This is a genomic window from Methylobacterium planeticum (genome assembly GCF_008806345.1).
Classification (GTDB): domain Bacteria; phylum Pseudomonadota; class Alphaproteobacteria; order Rhizobiales; family Beijerinckiaceae; genus Methylobacterium; species Methylobacterium planeticum.
On record NZ_VZZJ01000001.1, the window covers coordinates 327882 to 343256 of the forward strand.

Sequence of the window (15375 nt, forward strand, 5' to 3'; positions counted from 1 at the left end):
GGCGCGGGGGCGCCGGGCCGTGAGGGTCAGGTCAGGGGCGAGGCGACCGGCGGGTCAGTGCTCGCCCTTGACGATCTCGGTCATGGTGACGCCGAGGCGGTCCTCGACGAGGACGACCTCGCCGCGGGCGACGAGGCGGTTGTTGACGAAGATGTCGATTGCCTCGCCGACCTTGCGGTCGAGCTCGAGCACCGCGCCGGGGGAGAGCTGCAGCAGGTCGCCGATCGGCATGCGCGAGGAGCCGAGCACCGCCGAGACCACCACCGGGACGTCGAAGAGCTGCTCGAGGTCGGACGCGCTCTTGGGCGTCGTCGGCGCGTCGCGGATCGAGCCGAGGCCGTCGAAGGCGGGGTCGCTCTCGTTGAGCTGCGGCAGGTTGAAATCGTCGGACATGGGTGCCTCAGCGCGTGATCGTCGGATCGAGGCCCAGGGCCTCGAGGATGGTGGATTCGATGCGGGCGCGGTCGCGCACGACGCCGCCATCCGCCCACTCGATGCGGGCGTCGCCGGGGAAGAGGTCGGGCTCGCCGAGGACGACGAGGCGGCCCTCGTAGCCGCGCTCGCGGGCAAGCGCTTTCATCAGCGCCTCCGCCTCGTCGACGAGGCTGTCATGCACCCGCACCACGAGGTGGGGCACGCCGCGCAGGTGCCGCAGGGCGGAGCGCGCGGCCTCGCCGATGGTGGCCAGCGGGTTGGCGTCGAGGGCCTCGCCCGCCACGCGCCGGGCCAGGAGCACCGCGACGTCGATCGCCATCGCCTCCCGCTCGGCGTCGCGCGCGTCGCTCTGCGCCAGGAGCCCGGCCGCCGCGAGGCTGAGGCGGGTGAGGGCGTCCGAGAGGCGGCCCTGCGCCTGCGCCTCGGCCTGCGCCCGGCCCTCCTGCACCCCGCGGACATGGGCCTGCGCGGCGGCCTCCGCGAGCGCGGCGGCGGTCTCGGCGCTGGTCTGGGTCGTCTGCGGACGGCGGAAATCGGTGTCGAACAGGAAGGGCCGCGCGTTCAATAGACCAGCTCCTCTTCGGCGCTGTTCTTGGCGATCATGATCTCGCCCTTCTCGGCCAGATCCTTGGCGAGCTCGGTCATCTTGGCCTGGGCCTCATCGACTTCCTTCAGGCGGATCGGCCCGATCGAGCCCATCTCGTCCGTCAGGTTCTTGGCGGCGCGGGTCGACATCTGGCTCATGAAGAAGGACCGGACCCGCTCGTCGGCGCCCTTCAGGGCGCGGCAGAGGGTGTCGTTGTCGATCTTGCGCATCAGGGTCTGGACGCTGCCGGGATCGAGCTTCAACAGGTCCTCGAAGGTGAACATCAGTTCGCGGATGCGCTTGGCCGAGCCGCGGTTGGCCTGGTCGAGGGCGGCGAGGAAGCGGCCCTCCGTCTGGCGGTCGAAGGCGTTGAAGACGTCGGCCATCAGCTCGTGCGCGTCCCGGCGCGTCGCCTGCGAGATGGTCGAGACGAACTCGACCCGCAGGGTCTCCTCGATGTGGCGCAGAGCCTCCTTCTGCACCGTCTCCATCCGGAGCATGCGGTTGAGGACGTCGATGGCGAATTCCTCGGGCAGGATGGTCAGCACCTTGGCGGCGTAGTCCGAGCGCACCTTCGAGAGCACCACCGCGACGGTCTGCGGGTACTCGTTGCGCAGGAAGGAGGCGAGGATCTCCGGGTCGATCTGGGCGATGCTGGCCCAGACGCGTTTCCCGCTCGCGCCCTTGATCTCCGCCATGATCGCGGAGACCTGCTCGGTCGGGAAGATCTTGAGCAGGAGCGACTCGGTCCGCTCGAAGTTCGAGGTGATGCCGCCCCCCGAGGAGAGCCGCGAGACGAAGTCGATGATGAGCTTCTCGACGGTCTCGGACTCGAGGGAGCCGAGCTGCACCATGGCGTGGGAGACCTTCTTGATCTCCTCCTCCTCGAGGAGCTGCCAGATCGGCGCCCCCTCGGTCTCGCCGAGCAGCAGCAGCAGGGCAGCCGCGCGCTGGGGCCCGGGCATCGTCGCGAAGGTGGTCCCCCCGATCGCATCCATCGCTCCCGATATGTTCAGCCCCGACGCCATGACCCGCTACTCCCTGCTCTCCCGTCCGCGGCCCCGCCGCGGGACCGTTCCGCCGCCGAACCCGGCGGCGCCTCCGTGCTCTCGCCTCGAACTTGTCCCGCCTCAGTTCTCCTGGATCCAGTTGCGCAGGACCTCGACGGTCTCGGCCGGGCTCGCCCGCACCATGTCGACGACCCGCTGCACGGTCTCGGCCTGGACCTGGCCGTTGATCTTGGCGAACTCGACGAGGCGGGCGGTGGGGTTGTCGCGCGGGCCCGTCGGCATCTCGGCCATCCCGCCCTCGATGCCGGCGAGCGCCGGGCCCGCCAGCAGGGCCGCGGGCATCGGCTCCGGGGTCAGCACCCTGCGCAGGAGCGGCCGGACCACGGCCATCAGCACGATGAGGGTGAGGAGCGACAGCACCGCCAGCTCGACGATGCGCAGGATGTCCTCCTTGCTCGGCGCGAGCAGCGACTGGATCAGGCCCGGCTCGCTGAACTCGGGCACCGCCGGCGCCTCGGCGAAGCGCAGGTTCACCACCTCGACCTGGTCGCCGCGGGCCTTGTCGAAGCCGACCGCGGTGCGCACCAGGGCGGCGATCCGCTCGATCTCGGCAGCGGGCCGGGCCTGGTAGGCGAGCTTGCCGTCGGGTCCGGGCGCGTAGGCGCCGTCGACCACCACCGCCACCGACAGGCGCTTGATCCGGCCGCCCTCGACGATCTCCGTCTTGGTGACGCGGGAGATCTCGTAATTCGTGGTCTCCTCGGTCTTGTTGGTCGAGTCCTTCTGCGTCGGGGCCTTCTCCTGCTGGTTGGCGCCCGGCAGCTCGTTCCCGACGCTGACCGCGCCCTCGGCGCCCCCCGTCAGGGCGGTCTCGTTGCGGGTCTGGCTCGAGCGCACGACCCGGCTCTCGGGGTCGAAGGTCTCGGAGCGGCTCTCGATGCGGTTGGTCGCGAGCTCCGCCGCGACCTGCACGCGGGCGCGGCCCTGGCCGACGATGCCGGCCACGATCTCTTCGATCTGCGTGCGCAGCCGCCGCTCCAGGCCCGATTGCTTCTCGTCGAGGCCGGCCCCGGCCTCCCCGTCGCCCCCGCGGGCGCCGTCCGCCAGCAGCCGGCCGCGCTCGTCGACGATCGAGACCCGCTCCGGCTTCAGGCCCTCGACCGACGAGGCGGCGAGGTGCCGGATGGCCCGCACCTGCCCGGCATCGAGGTCGCCCATCAGCTTGAGCACGATCGCGGCGCTCGGCATCTCGCGGTCGCGCTCGAACAGACGGCGCTCCGGCATGACGAGGTGGACGCGGGCCGCCTGGACCCGGCCGATGGCCCGGATCGAGCGGGCGAGCTCCCCTTCAAGGGCCCGCAGGTGGTTCACGTTCTGCACGAAGTTGGTGGATGAGAAGGCGTCGCCCTTGTCGAAGATCTCGTAGCCGACCCCGGCCTGGGTCGGCAGGCCCTTGCCGGCAAGGTCCATGCGCAGGCGCGCGAGGTCGCCGCGGGGCGCCAGGATGGTCTGGCCGGCATCGCCCCGGCTCTCGTAGCGGATGCCGCGAGCGTCGAGGTCGCGGATCACCGCGCTCGAATCCTGCATCGAGAGGTCGGCGAAGAGCACCCCCATGTCGGGGCGCGAGACGCGCAGGATCACGAAGGCGAAGAATCCGATCAGGGTCAGGGTCACCGCCGCCATGGCGGCGAGCCGCGCCGGGCCCAGTTTCGTCACCAGATCGAGAACCGGTTTCACGACGCGACGCACCCACCCATCGACGCGCGGCCGACAGCCGGCGTTCGCTCGGCAAAATTTGCCTGGAGCGTGGTTAGCGGCCGGTTAACGCTTGGGCCCGGAGAGGGCCGCGGGACCCGATTGGCCCGGAAAACGATTGGCCCGGAAAACCGCAGAGCCGCGCCCGGCATCCCGGACGCGGCTCTGATTTCGGGGACGGCGCCGACGCTCTGGCGCCGGGCCATCGCGGATCACCCTAGTGGCGGTAATGCTGGATGCGGGTCGTGCGCAGGCCCGCGAGGCCGTGCTGGTCGATGGAGAACTGCCAGCTCAGGAACTCCTCGGTGGTGAGGGTGTATCGCTGGCAGGCTTCCTCGAGGCTCAGGAGGCCGCCGCGCACCGCCGCGACCACCTCCGCCTTGCGGCGGATCACCCAGCGGCGGGTGGTGGTCGGCGGAAGGTCGGCGATCGTCAGGGGGCTGCCATCGGGCCCGATCACGTATTTCACTCTCGGGCGGTGCGGTTCGGTCATGATACGCTCTACACTCGACTGACCTGTCGAGGACGGAAGCTACTTGCACCCGCTTAAAATATGTTGAAGCGGATCGTTCGTATCTGATTCGATATCCCGCCTATGTGGACAACCCGCTCCCGATCGAGCGCACGCTCGACACCGGAAGGCGCGCATTCCCGATCGTCAGGACCGGCTCGGTCCCGCTGAGATCGACCCCGTCGACCTTGCCGCTGACAGCCGTATCGACGCTGACGGTCTGGCCCGTGGCGTCCACCGCGTTGATCGTGATGGAATATTGCCCGTCCGGGGAGGTCAGGTTCGCGGAGTTGCGCCCGTCCCAGGCGAAGGTCTGCGACCCGGCGGCCAGCGACTTCACCTGCGTGCCGACGACGTTGCCCTTGGCGTCCGAGATCGTGATCGTCGCCTTGGCGGCGGCGCGCGCGGGGGTCAGGTTCCAGGTTGCCGCGCCGTTCTTCAGCTGGGCCGTCTTGCCGTCCGCCGTGACGGTCTGGCCGATATAGGCCGTCGAGGAGGCCGCGCTCGCGGATTTCGCGTTGGTCAGGATCGAGTCCAGGCGGTCGTTGCCCTTCAGCTGCTGCTCGACCTGCGCGAACTGCACCAGCTGCTGCGTGAACTGGTTCGTGTCCATCGGGTCGAGGGGGTTCTGGTTCTTGAGCTGCGTCGTCAGCAGCGTCAGGAACTGCGTGAAGTTGCCGGCGATCTCCTGCGAGGTCGTGCCCGAGCCCGTGGAGGCCGACGCGGTGGTGGCGGTGCTCGCCAGGCCGCTGATGCCCGATGCCATCTTGGATTCCCCTTAGATTCGGATGTCGAGGCCGGTGAGCCCACGCAGGCTGCGCAGGGGCACGGCCTCGATGGCGCTGCGCGCCTCGCGGTCACTGACGGGCGCGAGGCCGCCGCGCGGCTGGCCGTCGCGCTGCTCGGCGTTGCCGCCGCCCGGATTGTTGTCGCCCCGCAGGGACAGGTTGATCCCGCCCTCGCTCGGGTCGAGTCCCGCCTGCGACAGGGCCTGCTGCAGGCTGTTGGCATCGCGCTGGAGCATTTGCAGGGTCTCGATGCGCTCGACCACGAGATGCGTCGTCACCGTGCCGCGCTCCTTGTCGATGTCGAGCTTGACGTCGACCCGGCCGAGATCACCCGGATCGAGGCGGATCTCGAAATGGCTGGAGCCGGCGAGCGAGCGCAGGCCGATCGTCAGCGGCACCTGCCCGATCGGAATCGGCGTCGCGGTTGCCTGCGCCGCTGCCGTCTCCCCGGCCGGCCCGGCGTGGGCCGGGGCCGCGAGGGCGGTCGCCTCCCGGATCCCTCGCGCCTCGGCCGGCGGCGGGGACGGGGCCGCGTCCGCGAGCGTGCCGGCGAAGTCGAGCCGGCCCGCATCCTTCGTGCCCTGGCCGTCCCCGGGAGAGGCGGGGTCGCCGGATTCCTCCGCGCGCCGCGGGCCCGCAGCGTGGACTTCACCCGCGCGCGGGTCGCCCACTTTCGCGTCCGCGCCTCCGGGGATCCCGCCGGACGCGGCCGGGCCGGCCCCGCCCTGCGCCTGGACGGCGCCGGCGGGCCCGGATGCCGCCCCGGCCTCGCCGGCCGCCGCGGTTCCGGCACCCGCGGGACTCGCGGAGCCCGGCGTCGGGGACGAGGGGGCGGGGGGCGTCGGCGGCAGGCCGCCGAGGAGGCCGAGCAGGCCGGGATCGCCCGGCGCGGCAGCGTCCGCCTCCGCCTCCTCCGCCGCGTCGGCATCGGTCCCGGCCTCGTCCGCCGCGAGGCCTGCGACGGCAGCCTCGGTCGCGGCTCCCGCCTGGACGGCGCTGCCCGTGCGCGTGGCCTCGGCTCGCCCCACTTCCGCCTTGGCGGTCTCGGACTTGGCGGTCTCGGACTTGTCCGTCTCCGACGTGGTGGTTCCGCCCTTGGCCGCGTCCGACCTGGCGCTCTGGGCCGGATTGTCCCGGCGCGCGGCGCTCGTGGTCTGACCGGGGCGCGCGTCGGCGGCATCCCTCGTGGCGTTCCCGGCGTCGTTCTTGGTGGCCCCGGCACGCGTCGATGCGGCGTCGCGCTCCCGCGCGGCGTCCGCGTCGCCGGCATGGGCCCGGCGTTCATCGGCCCGGCTCGCGGCGCTGTCCTGGTCCCGGGCCCTGAGGGCATCGCTGCGGGCGTCGGTCCGGGCCGCCTGCGCGCGCGCCGCGGCGGCGGTTTGACTCCGCGCGTCGAGGTCGACGCTGAAGCGGGGGCGCTCAGGCTGCGCCCGGGACGCGACCGTGCGCGCCGCCGGCTGCGGCGTCCGCCGCAGGAAGATGTCCGCCCAATCCGTCGTCGTCGCCATGCCCGCTCTCCTGACGCATCGGTCGGAGCAAGCCGCAGGCCACGGCAGGTTCGTGCCAAGCATCTGTCATCGCGACATAATTTTCGAACGTTCGGCGGGGCGTCCCGAGCCGTGGGTCCGAAGCTGCCGCGCCCCCGGCAGGAATTGCCGGGGGCCGCCGCCGCAACGCGGCCGGGCTCGGGGCCCGCGCCGGTCCCATCCCTGGAACTTGGAGAGAACAACCACTATAGAGTCCCGGAGGTGGCCCGACGCCGACGTCCAGCGCCCCAACCCTGAAGCCATGAACTCGCTCGATCTCCCGAAGCCACCCCACGAGACGCGCGTCGTCGTCGCCATGTCGGGCGGCGTCGATTCCTCCGCGGTCGCCGGGCTGCTCAAGCGCCAGGGTTACGACGTCGTCGGCATCACGCTGCAGCTCTACGACCATGGCGCCGCCACCCACCGCAAGGGCGCCTGCTGCGCCGGACAGGACATCCACGACGCCCGGCGCGTGGCCGAGCGCCTCGAGATCCCGCATTACGTCCTCGATTACGAGGACCGCTTCCGGGATTCGGTGATCGACCGCTTCGCCGAGAGCTACCTCGCGGGCGAGACCCCGATTCCCTGCGTCGAGTGCAACCGCTCAGTGAAGTTCCGCGACCTGCTCGCCACCGCGCGGGATCTCGACGCCGACGCGCTCGCCACCGGCCATTACGTGGCGAGCCGCCCCGTCGCCCCGGGCTCGGACCGGCGCGCCCTCTACCGCGCCCTCGATCCGGCCCGCGACCAGAGCTACTTCCTTTACGCGACGACGCCGGCGCAGCTCGATTTCCTGCGCTTCCCGCTGGGCGAGCTGCCAAAGGACGAGACCCGGCGCCTCGCCCGCGACCTTGGTCTCTCGGTGGCCGAGAAGCCCGACAGCCAGGATATCTGCTTCGTGCCCCAGGGCCGCTACGCCGACGTGATCGCGCGGCTTCGCCCCGACGCCGCGCGCCCGGGCGACATCGTCGACCTTGAGGGGCGCACCCTCGGGAGCCACGAGGGCATCATCCATTACACGGTCGGCCAGCGCCGCGGCCTGCGCCTCGCCGTCGGAGAGCCGCTCTACGTCGTGCGCCTCGAGGCGGATTCCGCCCGCGTCGTGGTCGGCCCCAGGACCGCGCTGGCCACGAGCCGGGTCCGCCTCACCGACGTGAACTGGATCGGCGAGGGCAGCCTCGCCGACCTCGACGCGATGCCGGTCGCCGTGCGCGTGCGCTCGACCCGGGAGCCACGGCCGGCCCACCTGACCTACGATGCCGCGAGCGGCCACGCGGAGGTGACGCTCGTGACGCCCGAGGACGGCGTCTCCCCCGGTCAAGCCTGTGTCATCTACGCCGACGACACTGCGCGGGCGCGCGTGCTCGGTGGCGGCACCATCCGGCGGATCGACGCGTTGCAGGCTGGCGCCGCGCGCGCGGCTTGAGATCGCAACCCCAACACGATGGAACCGAGACCGACATGCTGAGCGAGCCGCGGGAGGCTGGGCCGAGCACGGCCCTGATGCGCAAGGCCTACGCCCGTTGGGCCCCCGTCTACGACGTGGTCTACGACAAGCTGACCGAGCCCGCCGCCCGCGCGGCCGTGGAGGCGGCGGTGGCCTGCGGCCCGCGCATCCTGGAGGCCGGCGTCGGCACCGGGCTCTCCCTCGGCTACTACCCGCGCGGCAGCTTCGTGTGCGGCGTCGATCTCTCCGAGGACATGCTCCGGCGTGCCAGCAACAAGGTCCGCCGCCGCGGCCTCGCCCATGTCCAGGGCCTGCAGGTCATGGATGTCTGCCGGCTCGGCTACGCCGATGCCAGCTTCGACGCGGTGGTGGCCCAGTTCCTCATCACCCTGGTGCCGGACCCCGAGGGCGCGCTCTCGGAGTTTCTGCGCGTGGTGCGTCCCGGCGGCGAGATCGTGCTTGCCAACCATTTCGGCCAGACCGAGGGCCCGGTCGCCCGGGTCGAGGAGATCGTGGCGCCGCTCTGCACCAAGATCGGCTGGTCCTCGGACTTCAAGTCGACCCGGATCGAGGCCTGGGCGCGGCGGAACGGCGTCGAGTTCATCGGCGTCGCCCCGACCTTCCCGGGGGGCTTCTTCAAGATCCTGCGGATGCGCAAGCGCGCCTGAGCCGGCGTCGCGGGGTCGGACCGAGGGGGCGGCGCGGTCGCCGGGCGGATCGAGGATGGAACGCAGGACCGCCACGCCACCGCGCATCCCCCGAAGGAGACGGCCCTGACCCTGGAGCCACGCATGCCTGACAGCCGCCGCCAGCTCCTGCGCTGGCTGCCGCTCGGGCTCCTGGCACTCGCCTCCCTGGCCGTCCTCGCCTCCGGGGCCTATCACCTCTTCAGCTTCGACCGACTCCTCGCCTCGCGCGCCTGGCTGCAGGACTTCGTCGAGGCCGATCGCCCGCGGGCGGTCGCGGTGGCGGGCCTCGTCTACGTCTCCGCGGTCGTGCTCTCCGTGCCCGCCTCCCTGGTGCTGACGATGATCTGCGGCTTCCTCTTCGGCGTGGTCACGGGGGCGCTGCTCGCGGTCACCTCGGCGACCACCGGCGCGGCGATCGTCTTCTCACTCGGCCGCGGGCCGGCGGCCGACCTCCTGCGCCGGCGGGCCGGCCCGCGCCTCGGACGCCTGGCGGAGGGGTTCCGGCGGGATGCCTTCGGGTACATCACCTTTCTGCGCCTGCTGCCGATCTTCCCCTTCTGGGTGACGAACCTCGCCCCCGCGGCCTTCGGGGTGCGCCTGCGGACCTTCGTGCTGGCGACGCTCCTCGGCCTCCTGCCCGGGGCCTTCGTGTACGCCGCCACCGGGGCGGGGATCGAGGACGCCGTGGCGGCGCACGAGCAGGCCCGGGGCGCCTGCCTCGCCGCCTCCGCGGAGGCCTGCGACGCCGTCCTGACCCTGCGCAGCCTCGTCTCGCCCAAGATGATCGCCGGGCTCGGGGCGCTCGCGGCCTTCTCGCTCATCACGATCGGGCTGCGCCGCCGCTTCGGTCCGGGTGCCGAGCCCCCGGTCGCGGCACCCGGGACCGACCGGCCCTGAGGGCGCGCCGGGGCCGAGCATTGGCCGATCCGCCCGCGCCTGCGCCAAGCTTCGTCCGAGGGGTGGGACCTAATAGCAAGAATGTTTGGATCAACCGGCAATTGTATGCAGAATACCTGACTACCAAAGCCTGCATCCTCTGCCTGATTCAGCCTGACGTGTTCTCGCTTGAGGCGGCCCACATCTTGATCTCCTGGTCATTCAGCAGAGCGCACCCCTCGACGCGGGCCGGTCGGGCGCGTAACGAAGGACTTGGTTGACCTGACATCGTTCCGAAGCTTGCGCCCATCATGAGGCCGGCCCGGGACGCGGCCGGCACCGGAGGGAGTTCGGGATAGCCGCGCCTGCAGGGGGCGCACGAGACCCGCAGGGGCACAATGGGTGTGAGTACGCGTTCGGAGATCGAGACGGCGGAGGCGATAGCGCCTGCGACCGCGTCGGGACCTGTGCGGGAGATCATGCCGGCCCTCGGGCGGCGCCTCGGATTGTCCGGGCGCCTGTTCCTCCTCACCGTCGCCTTCGTGGCCGTGGCCGAGGTCCTGATCTACGTGCCGGCGGTGGCGAACTACCGTCTGATGTGGCTGTCCGACCGGATCGCCGCCGCCCAGGTGGCGGCGCTGGTGCTCGATGCGAATCCGGGGCAGACGGTCTCGGACGAGCTGGCTCGGCGCCTGCTCACCGGCGTCGGCGCCCGCGCGATCGCGGTGCGCGGCCAGGGCACCCGGCGGCTGCTCGCGGTCGAGTCGATGCCCGCCGAGGTGGCCGACATGGTCGACCTGCGGCGGGACAGCTGGTGGGCCTCGATCCGGGGCTCCTGGCGCACCCTGATCGCCCCGGCCGACGTGCCGATCCGGGTCATCGGCCAGGGCCGCGACGGGTTCGACCTCGTCGAGATCCTGCTCGAGGAGGCGCCCCTGCGCGCGGCGATCGTGGATTTCTCGATCCGGCTGCTGCTGTCCTCCCTGATCATCGCCGCCGCCGCCGCCGGCCTCGTCTTCATCGTGCTGCGTCACGTCATCGTCGAGCCGGTGCGTCGGCTCGCCCGCAACATCACGGCCTTCGCGGACGATCCGGAGAGCCTCGACCGCATCATCGCGCCGAGCAACCGCACCGACGAGATCGGGCATGCCGAGACCGCGCTCGCCCGGATGGAGCGGGCCCTCGCCTCCGAGTTGCGCGAGAAGCGGCGGCTGGCCGAGCTCGGGCTCGCGGTCAGCAAGATCAACCACGAGTTGCGCAACCTGCTGACGACGGCCCAGCTCCTCGGCGACCGCCTCGAGGGCGCGGCCGACCCGACGGTGCAGCGCGTCGCGCCGCGCCTCGTCGCCACGCTCGGCCGCGCGATCCGCTTCTGCGAGGCCACCCTGGCCTACGGACGGGCCACCGAGCGGCACCCGCAGCGCCGCCTCTGCCTGCTGGCCCCGATCCTCGCCGACCTGCCCGAGCTCGCGGGGCTGACCCACGGCTCGCGGGTGAACCTGCGCGAATGCGTGCCCTCGGGCCTGCAGATCTGCGCCGATCCCGAGCAGCTCTCGCGGGCGCTGACGAACCTCGTGCGCAACGCCGTGCAGGCCCTCGACGCGGCCGGAGCGAGCAACGGCACCCCGGAGGTCTCGATCGTCGCCACCCGCCAGGGCGGGGTCGGGTCGGGGGCGGTGACGATCCTGATCGCCGATAACGGCCCCGGCCTGCCAGACCGGGCGAAGGCGCACCTGTTCGCGCCGTTCCAGGGCTCGATGCGGGCGGGCGGCACCGGGCTCGGGCTCGCGATCGCCGCGGAGCTGATCGAGCTGAACGGCGGCAGCCTGCGCCTCGACGAGGGCATGCCCGGCGCCTGCTTCCGCATCACCTTGCCGGACTGGATACCCGGCCCGGCCTGAGGACCGCCTACTCGGCCGCCGCGAGGGTCAGGCCCGGCACCGTGACGCCGATGTCGCGCAGCAGCTCGGCATCCGAATCCATCTCGTTGTTGGCCGTGGTCAGCAGGCGCTCGCCGTAGAAGATCGAGTTGGCGCCGGCGAGGAAACACAGGATCTGCGCCTCGCGGGTCAGGCCCTTGCGTCCCGCGCTGAGACGCACCCGGGCGCGCGGCATCACGATGCGGGCGGTGGCGCACATCCGCACGAGGTCGAGGGGATCGACCGGCGGCTGGTCCTCCAGCGGCGTGCCCTCGACGGCCACCAGGGCGTTGATCGGCACGCTCTCGGGGTGCGGCGCGTGGTTGGCCAGCACCTGCAGCATGGCGGCGCGGTCCTTCACGCCCTCGCCCATGCCGACGATGCCGCCGCAGCAGACGCCGATCCCGGCCTCGCGCACGTTCTCGAGGGTCTGCAAGCGATCCGCGTAGGTGCGGGTCGAGATGATGTCGCCGTAGAAGTCCGGGCCGGTATCGAGGTTGTGGTTGTAGGAGGTCAGGCCGGCCTCGGCGAGGCGCTGCGCCTGGCTCGGCGTCAGCATGCCGAGGGTGACGCAGGCCTCCATGCCGAGGCCGCGCACGCCCCGCACCATCGCGAGCACGGCGTCGAATTCCGGCCCGTCCTTGGGCTGGCGCCAGGCCGCGCCCATGCAGAAGCGGTGAGCGCCCGCGGCCTTGGCGGCGGCGGCCTCCCGCAGCACCGTGTCGACCGGCATCAGCCGCTCGCGCCCCATGCCGGTGCCCTTGTGGTGCGCCGATTGCGGGCAGTAGGCGCAATCCTCGGGGCAGCCGCCGGTCTTGATCGAGAGCAGGCTCGCCCGCTGGATGTCGGCCGGGTCGTTGTGGGCGCGGTGCACCTCGGCCGCCCGGAACACGAGGTCGAGGAGGGGCAGGTCGTGGATCGCCTGGATCTCGGCCACGCTCCAGTCATGCCGGATCGCCGGGGACGTGTCCGTGCCGGGCGAGGTCGTGCCGGGCAAGGTCGTGCCGAGCAAGGTCGTGGCAGGCAAGGTCGTGGCGGACGGGGAAGCGGGGGCCGAGGTCTGCGTCATGTGCCCATGAGGCGGAACTCGGCCGGAAAATCAAGCCGCCCGGCCGGACGGCCGCCCCTCAGTTCGTCGGCTCGCCCGCCGCCACCTTCGCGGTCCAGTCGTCGAAGGCGATCACCGCCTGGCGCTGCGCGCCGAGGCCGTCGATGCCGAGCGTGACCACGTCGCCGTTCTTGAGATAGCGCGGCGGATTGCGCCCGAGGCCGACGCCGGGCGGCGTCCCCGTCGTGATCACGTCGCCGGGCTCCAGCATCATGAAGTGGGACAGGTAGGCGACGATCTGGGGCACGTCGAAGATCATGGTGCCGGTCGACCCGGTCTGCATCCGCTCGCCGTTGACGTCGAGCCAGAGCGACAGGTTCTTGAGATCCGGGATCTCGTCCGGGGTGACGAGCCAGGGCCCGAGCGGCCCGAAGGTCGGGCAGCCCTTGCCCTTGGTCCAGGTGCCGCCCCGGTCGAACTGGTACGCGCGCTCGGAAAGGTCGTTGCAGACGCAGAACCCCGCCACGTAGTCCATCGCCTCGTTGGCGTGGACGTAGGAGGCCTTGGTGCCGATCACGACCGCGAGCTCCACCTCCCAGTCGGTCTTGGCCGATCCCTTGGGCAGGATCACCGGGTCGTTGGCGCCGGAGAGGCAGGAGGGGGCCTTGTTGAAGACGATGGGCTCCGCCGGGATCGGCGAGCCGGTCTCGGCGGCATGGTCGGCGAAGTTGAGCCCGATCGCGATGAAATTGCGCGTTCCGCCGACGCAGGGGCCGAGGCGCGTGTCCGCGGGCAGGAGCGGCAGCGACTCGGGGTCGATCATGCGCAGCCGATCGAGCGAGGCAGGGGACAGGGCGGCCCCGCACAGGTCCCGGACGACGCTCGAGAGGTCACGCAGGCCGCCCGCGCGGTCGATCAGGCCGGGCTTCTCGTCGCCATTCGCTCCGTGACGCACCAGTTTCATGGCTCAAGCACTCCGTCGAGGCGGGTCCGCGCAGGACATCTCCCGAAGGTGGTCAGAGGGGCGTCGGGGTCAAGCGCCGGCCCGCATCGCGCCGAATGTTGCGGGAATCCCACATGATCGGCACAAAAGCGCCGAACGCGCGCTTTCGGCAGCCCGGCCTGCACGATGATGCAGAAGGTTTAGATGTAAACGAATCTTCGCAGATCGGTACGGGAATTACCCATCCGGGGCTTATACTGTCGCTGATTCAGACAACATAAACAAACACCCGATATTTACAGAAATCAGCGCGGGATTGCGAAGTGCCCGCAAGCAGGGCAATGTACTGGCCAAGGCGATGCACCCGTACTGGGGGCGGGGAAGCAGAACGCTACAATCTAGAGTGGGAACGGTCATGGTGGGCAAACTTCGCGCTCTCGCGCTGGCGGGTGTCTCTGGGGCAGCGCTCGCGCTCGGCGTGAGCGATGCGAGCGCCGGCGCCTTCGGATTGCGCGAGCAGAGCAGCATCGCGGCCGGCATGGCGGACGCGGGTGCCGCCTCGGGCGCGGGCGGCGTGTCCTCGATGTTCTGGAACCCCGCCACGGTGACGATGCGTCCGGGCTGGGTCACCGAGCAGAACCTCACCTTCATCAACCTGTCGGGCAAGATCACCCCAACCGTCGGCACCTCGCCCGCCTTCGCGGGCCTCGGCGGCTCCGGCGAGATCGGGCAGGGCGCCGTCCTCCCGTCGGGCGCCACGTCCTACCAGCTCAACGACCGCCTCTGGATCGGCATCCAGACCGGCGCCCCGTTCGGCCTCGTGACCAAGCCACGCGACGTCTGGGCCGGCGAGGTCTATGGCCGCTCGAGCCGCATCTTCTCGCTCGCCTTCAATCCGGTGGTGGGCTTCAAGGTCAACGACTGGCTCTCGATCGCGGCGGGCCCGAACATCGAGTATTTCCGCCTGACCCTGCGCCAGGCCCTGCCGCTGACGCCGCTGCTGCCCGCGGCCGCCCTGCCGAGCGGCTTCCTCAAGGGCGATTCCTGGGGCGTCGGCTTCACGGCCGGCGCGCTGATCACGCCCTGGGCCGGGACGGCGTTCGGCGTCGGCTACCGCTCCTCGGTCCATCACGACATCGAGGGCTCGATCGGCGTGCCGCTGCTGTCGCTGGCCCCCGTCGCCGGGCAGGTCCGCGCCAACCTCAACACCCCCGAGAAGCTCAGCGTCGGCCTGACCCAGTCGATCACGCCGGTGTTCCGGATGAATCTCGGCTTCGAGTGGGACAACTGGTCGAGGCTCGGCACCGTCGGCATCGTCTCGGTCGCCCGCGACGTGCCGGTGAACTTCCTGCCGCTGAACTACAAGGACGGCTTCACCTACGCGATCGGCGGCGAGTACGACTGGTCGCCGGCCCTGACCCTGCGGGCGGGCGTCTCCTACGAGGAATCCCCGATCGACTTCTCGAACCGCTCGGTGCGCCTACCCGACAACGACCGGGTGAACGTCGCCATCGGCGCGAGCTACCGCTGGAGCGAGAAGCTGACCCTGAACCTCGCCTACTCGCACCTGTTCGTCGACAAGGCGCGGATCCTGGCGGGCGCGGGCCGCGACTACGACACCCGCAACGCCCTCGGACAGAGCATCGCCTTCGCGGGCATAGCCGATGGCAGCGCCGACATCGTGTCGGTGGGCTTCCGCTACGTCTTCGGGGATCCGGTCCCGGTCGCGGCGCCGGCGCCCCTGATCCGCAAATACTGACGGCGGGGACGAACCCGGAAGCTCCCTGCCCGGAGAATTCCCGAAGGCTTCGTGCCCGGCGGGCGGGGGAGGCTTCGGTTCGG

At 71.3% G+C, this 15375-nt stretch carries 14 protein-coding genes; 5 read left to right on the forward strand and 9 right to left on the reverse strand.

What is annotated here, in order from left to right; all coding sequences use genetic code 11:
• Positions 1 to 54: 54 nt before the first annotated feature.
• The 7 genes from fliN to F6X51_RS01560 all read right to left on the reverse strand — a co-directional run bounded on the left by fliN (position 55) and on the right by F6X51_RS01560 (position 6593).
• On the reverse strand, positions 55 to 393 hold the full coding sequence (fliN, locus tag F6X51_RS01530; RefSeq protein WP_150961285.1) for a flagellar motor switch protein FliN: 339 nt from the start codon (positions 391 to 393) through the stop codon (positions 55 to 57).
• Between the two features lie 7 nt (positions 394 to 400).
• Positions 401 to 1000 (reverse strand): FliH/SctL family protein, encoded by a 600-nt coding sequence (locus F6X51_RS01535; RefSeq protein ID WP_150961287.1) that lies wholly within the window; start codon positions 998 to 1000, stop codon positions 401 to 403.
• Positions 997 to 2049 carry a flagellar motor switch protein FliG gene (locus tag F6X51_RS01540; RefSeq protein WP_150961290.1) on the reverse strand — a complete coding sequence of 351 codons (1053 nt, stop codon included), beginning with the start codon at positions 2047 to 2049 and terminating at the stop codon, positions 997 to 999. The genes F6X51_RS01535 and F6X51_RS01540 overlap by 4 nt, the downstream gene beginning before the upstream one ends.
• A 102-nt stretch (positions 2050 to 2151) precedes the next feature.
• Complete coding sequence (gene fliF, locus F6X51_RS01545) at positions 2152 to 3768, reverse strand: flagellar basal-body MS-ring/collar protein FliF (RefSeq protein WP_150961292.1); 1617 nt, start codon at positions 3766 to 3768, stop codon at positions 2152 to 2154.
• 235 nt (positions 3769 to 4003) lie between these two features.
• The gene (gene sciP / locus F6X51_RS01550; RefSeq protein WP_055885701.1) at positions 4004 to 4279 is read right to left on the reverse strand and encodes a CtrA inhibitor SciP; all 276 of its coding nucleotides are present in this window, start codon (positions 4277 to 4279) and stop codon (positions 4004 to 4006) included.
• A gap of 100 nt (positions 4280 to 4379) precedes the next feature.
• On the reverse strand, positions 4380 to 5063 hold the full coding sequence (locus tag F6X51_RS01555) for a flagellar hook assembly protein FlgD (protein ID WP_150961294.1): 684 nt from the start codon (positions 5061 to 5063) through the stop codon (positions 4380 to 4382).
• A 12-nt stretch (positions 5064 to 5075) separates the two neighbouring features.
• Positions 5076 to 6593 carry a flagellar hook-length control protein FliK gene (locus F6X51_RS01560; RefSeq protein WP_150961296.1) on the reverse strand — a complete coding sequence of 506 codons (1518 nt, stop codon included), beginning with the start codon at positions 6591 to 6593 and terminating at the stop codon, positions 5076 to 5078.
• 280 nt (positions 6594 to 6873) lie between these two features.
• Here F6X51_RS01560 and mnmA point away from each other — a divergent pair, with 280 nt between their 5' ends.
• From mnmA to F6X51_RS01580, 4 genes are all read left to right on the forward strand, one after another.
• Entirely contained in the window at positions 6874 to 8037 is a 1164-nt protein-coding gene (mnmA, locus tag F6X51_RS01565; RefSeq protein ID WP_150961298.1) for a tRNA 2-thiouridine(34) synthase MnmA, read from the forward strand.
• A 35-nt stretch (positions 8038 to 8072) separates the two neighbouring features.
• Positions 8073 to 8726: a class I SAM-dependent methyltransferase gene (locus F6X51_RS01570; RefSeq protein ID WP_150961300.1), complete on the forward strand. Its 654-nt coding sequence runs from the start codon at positions 8073 to 8075 to the stop codon at positions 8724 to 8726.
• 123 nt (positions 8727 to 8849) lie between these two features.
• Positions 8850 to 9644, forward strand: a complete 795-nt coding sequence (locus tag F6X51_RS01575; RefSeq protein WP_150961301.1) for a TVP38/TMEM64 family protein — start codon at positions 8850 to 8852, stop codon at positions 9642 to 9644.
• Between the two features lie 377 nt (positions 9645 to 10021).
• Entirely contained in the window at positions 10022 to 11524 is a 1503-nt protein-coding gene (locus tag F6X51_RS01580; RefSeq protein ID WP_150961303.1) for a sensor histidine kinase, read from the forward strand.
• 7 nt (positions 11525 to 11531) lie between these two features.
• Here the strand turns inward: F6X51_RS01580 and bioB are convergent, their stop codons facing one another.
• Both bioB and F6X51_RS01590 read right to left on the reverse strand, forming a co-directional pair.
• Positions 11532 to 12554: a biotin synthase BioB gene (gene bioB, locus F6X51_RS01585; protein ID WP_407658407.1), complete on the reverse strand. Its 1023-nt coding sequence runs from the start codon at positions 12552 to 12554 to the stop codon at positions 11532 to 11534.
• A gap of 115 nt (positions 12555 to 12669) precedes the next feature.
• A complete protein-coding gene (locus F6X51_RS01590; RefSeq protein WP_150961305.1) occupies positions 12670 to 13554 on the reverse strand; it encodes a fumarylacetoacetate hydrolase family protein in 885 nt (294 codons plus the stop codon).
• A gap of 394 nt (positions 13555 to 13948) precedes the next feature.
• Between F6X51_RS01590 and F6X51_RS01595 the strand changes: the two genes are divergently transcribed.
• Entirely contained in the window at positions 13949 to 15292 is a 1344-nt protein-coding gene (locus F6X51_RS01595) for an OmpP1/FadL family transporter (protein WP_150961307.1), read from the forward strand.
• Positions 15293 to 15375 lie beyond the last annotated feature (83 nt).

Coding starts and splice junctions, on each gene's coding strand:
- fliN (WP_150961285.1), bottom strand. CDS start 393: ATGTCCGACGATTTCAACCTGCCGCAGCTCAACGAGAGCGACCCCGCC.
- F6X51_RS01540 (WP_150961290.1), bottom strand. CDS start 2,049: ATGGCGTCGGGGCTGAACATATCGGGAGCGATGGATGCGATCGGGGGG.
- sciP (WP_055885701.1), bottom strand. CDS start 4,279: ATGACCGAACCGCACCGCCCGAGAGTGAAATACGTGATCGGGCCCGAT.
- F6X51_RS01555 (WP_150961294.1), bottom strand. CDS start 5,063: ATGGCATCGGGCATCAGCGGCCTGGCGAGCACCGCCACCACCGCGTCG.
- F6X51_RS01560 (WP_150961296.1), bottom strand. CDS start 6,593: ATGGCGACGACGACGGATTGGGCGGACATCTTCCTGCGGCGGACGCCG.
- mnmA (WP_150961298.1), top strand. CDS start 6,874: ATGAACTCGCTCGATCTCCCGAAGCCACCCCACGAGACGCGCGTCGTC.
- F6X51_RS01570 (WP_150961300.1), top strand. CDS start 8,073: ATGCTGAGCGAGCCGCGGGAGGCTGGGCCGAGCACGGCCCTGATGCGC.
- F6X51_RS01575 (WP_150961301.1), top strand. CDS start 8,850: ATGCCTGACAGCCGCCGCCAGCTCCTGCGCTGGCTGCCGCTCGGGCTC.
- F6X51_RS01580 (WP_150961303.1), top strand. CDS start 10,022: ATGGGTGTGAGTACGCGTTCGGAGATCGAGACGGCGGAGGCGATAGCG.
- F6X51_RS01590 (WP_150961305.1), bottom strand. CDS start 13,554: ATGAAACTGGTGCGTCACGGAGCGAATGGCGACGAGAAGCCCGGCCTG.
- F6X51_RS01595 (WP_150961307.1), top strand. CDS start 13,949: ATGGTGGGCAAACTTCGCGCTCTCGCGCTGGCGGGTGTCTCTGGGGCA.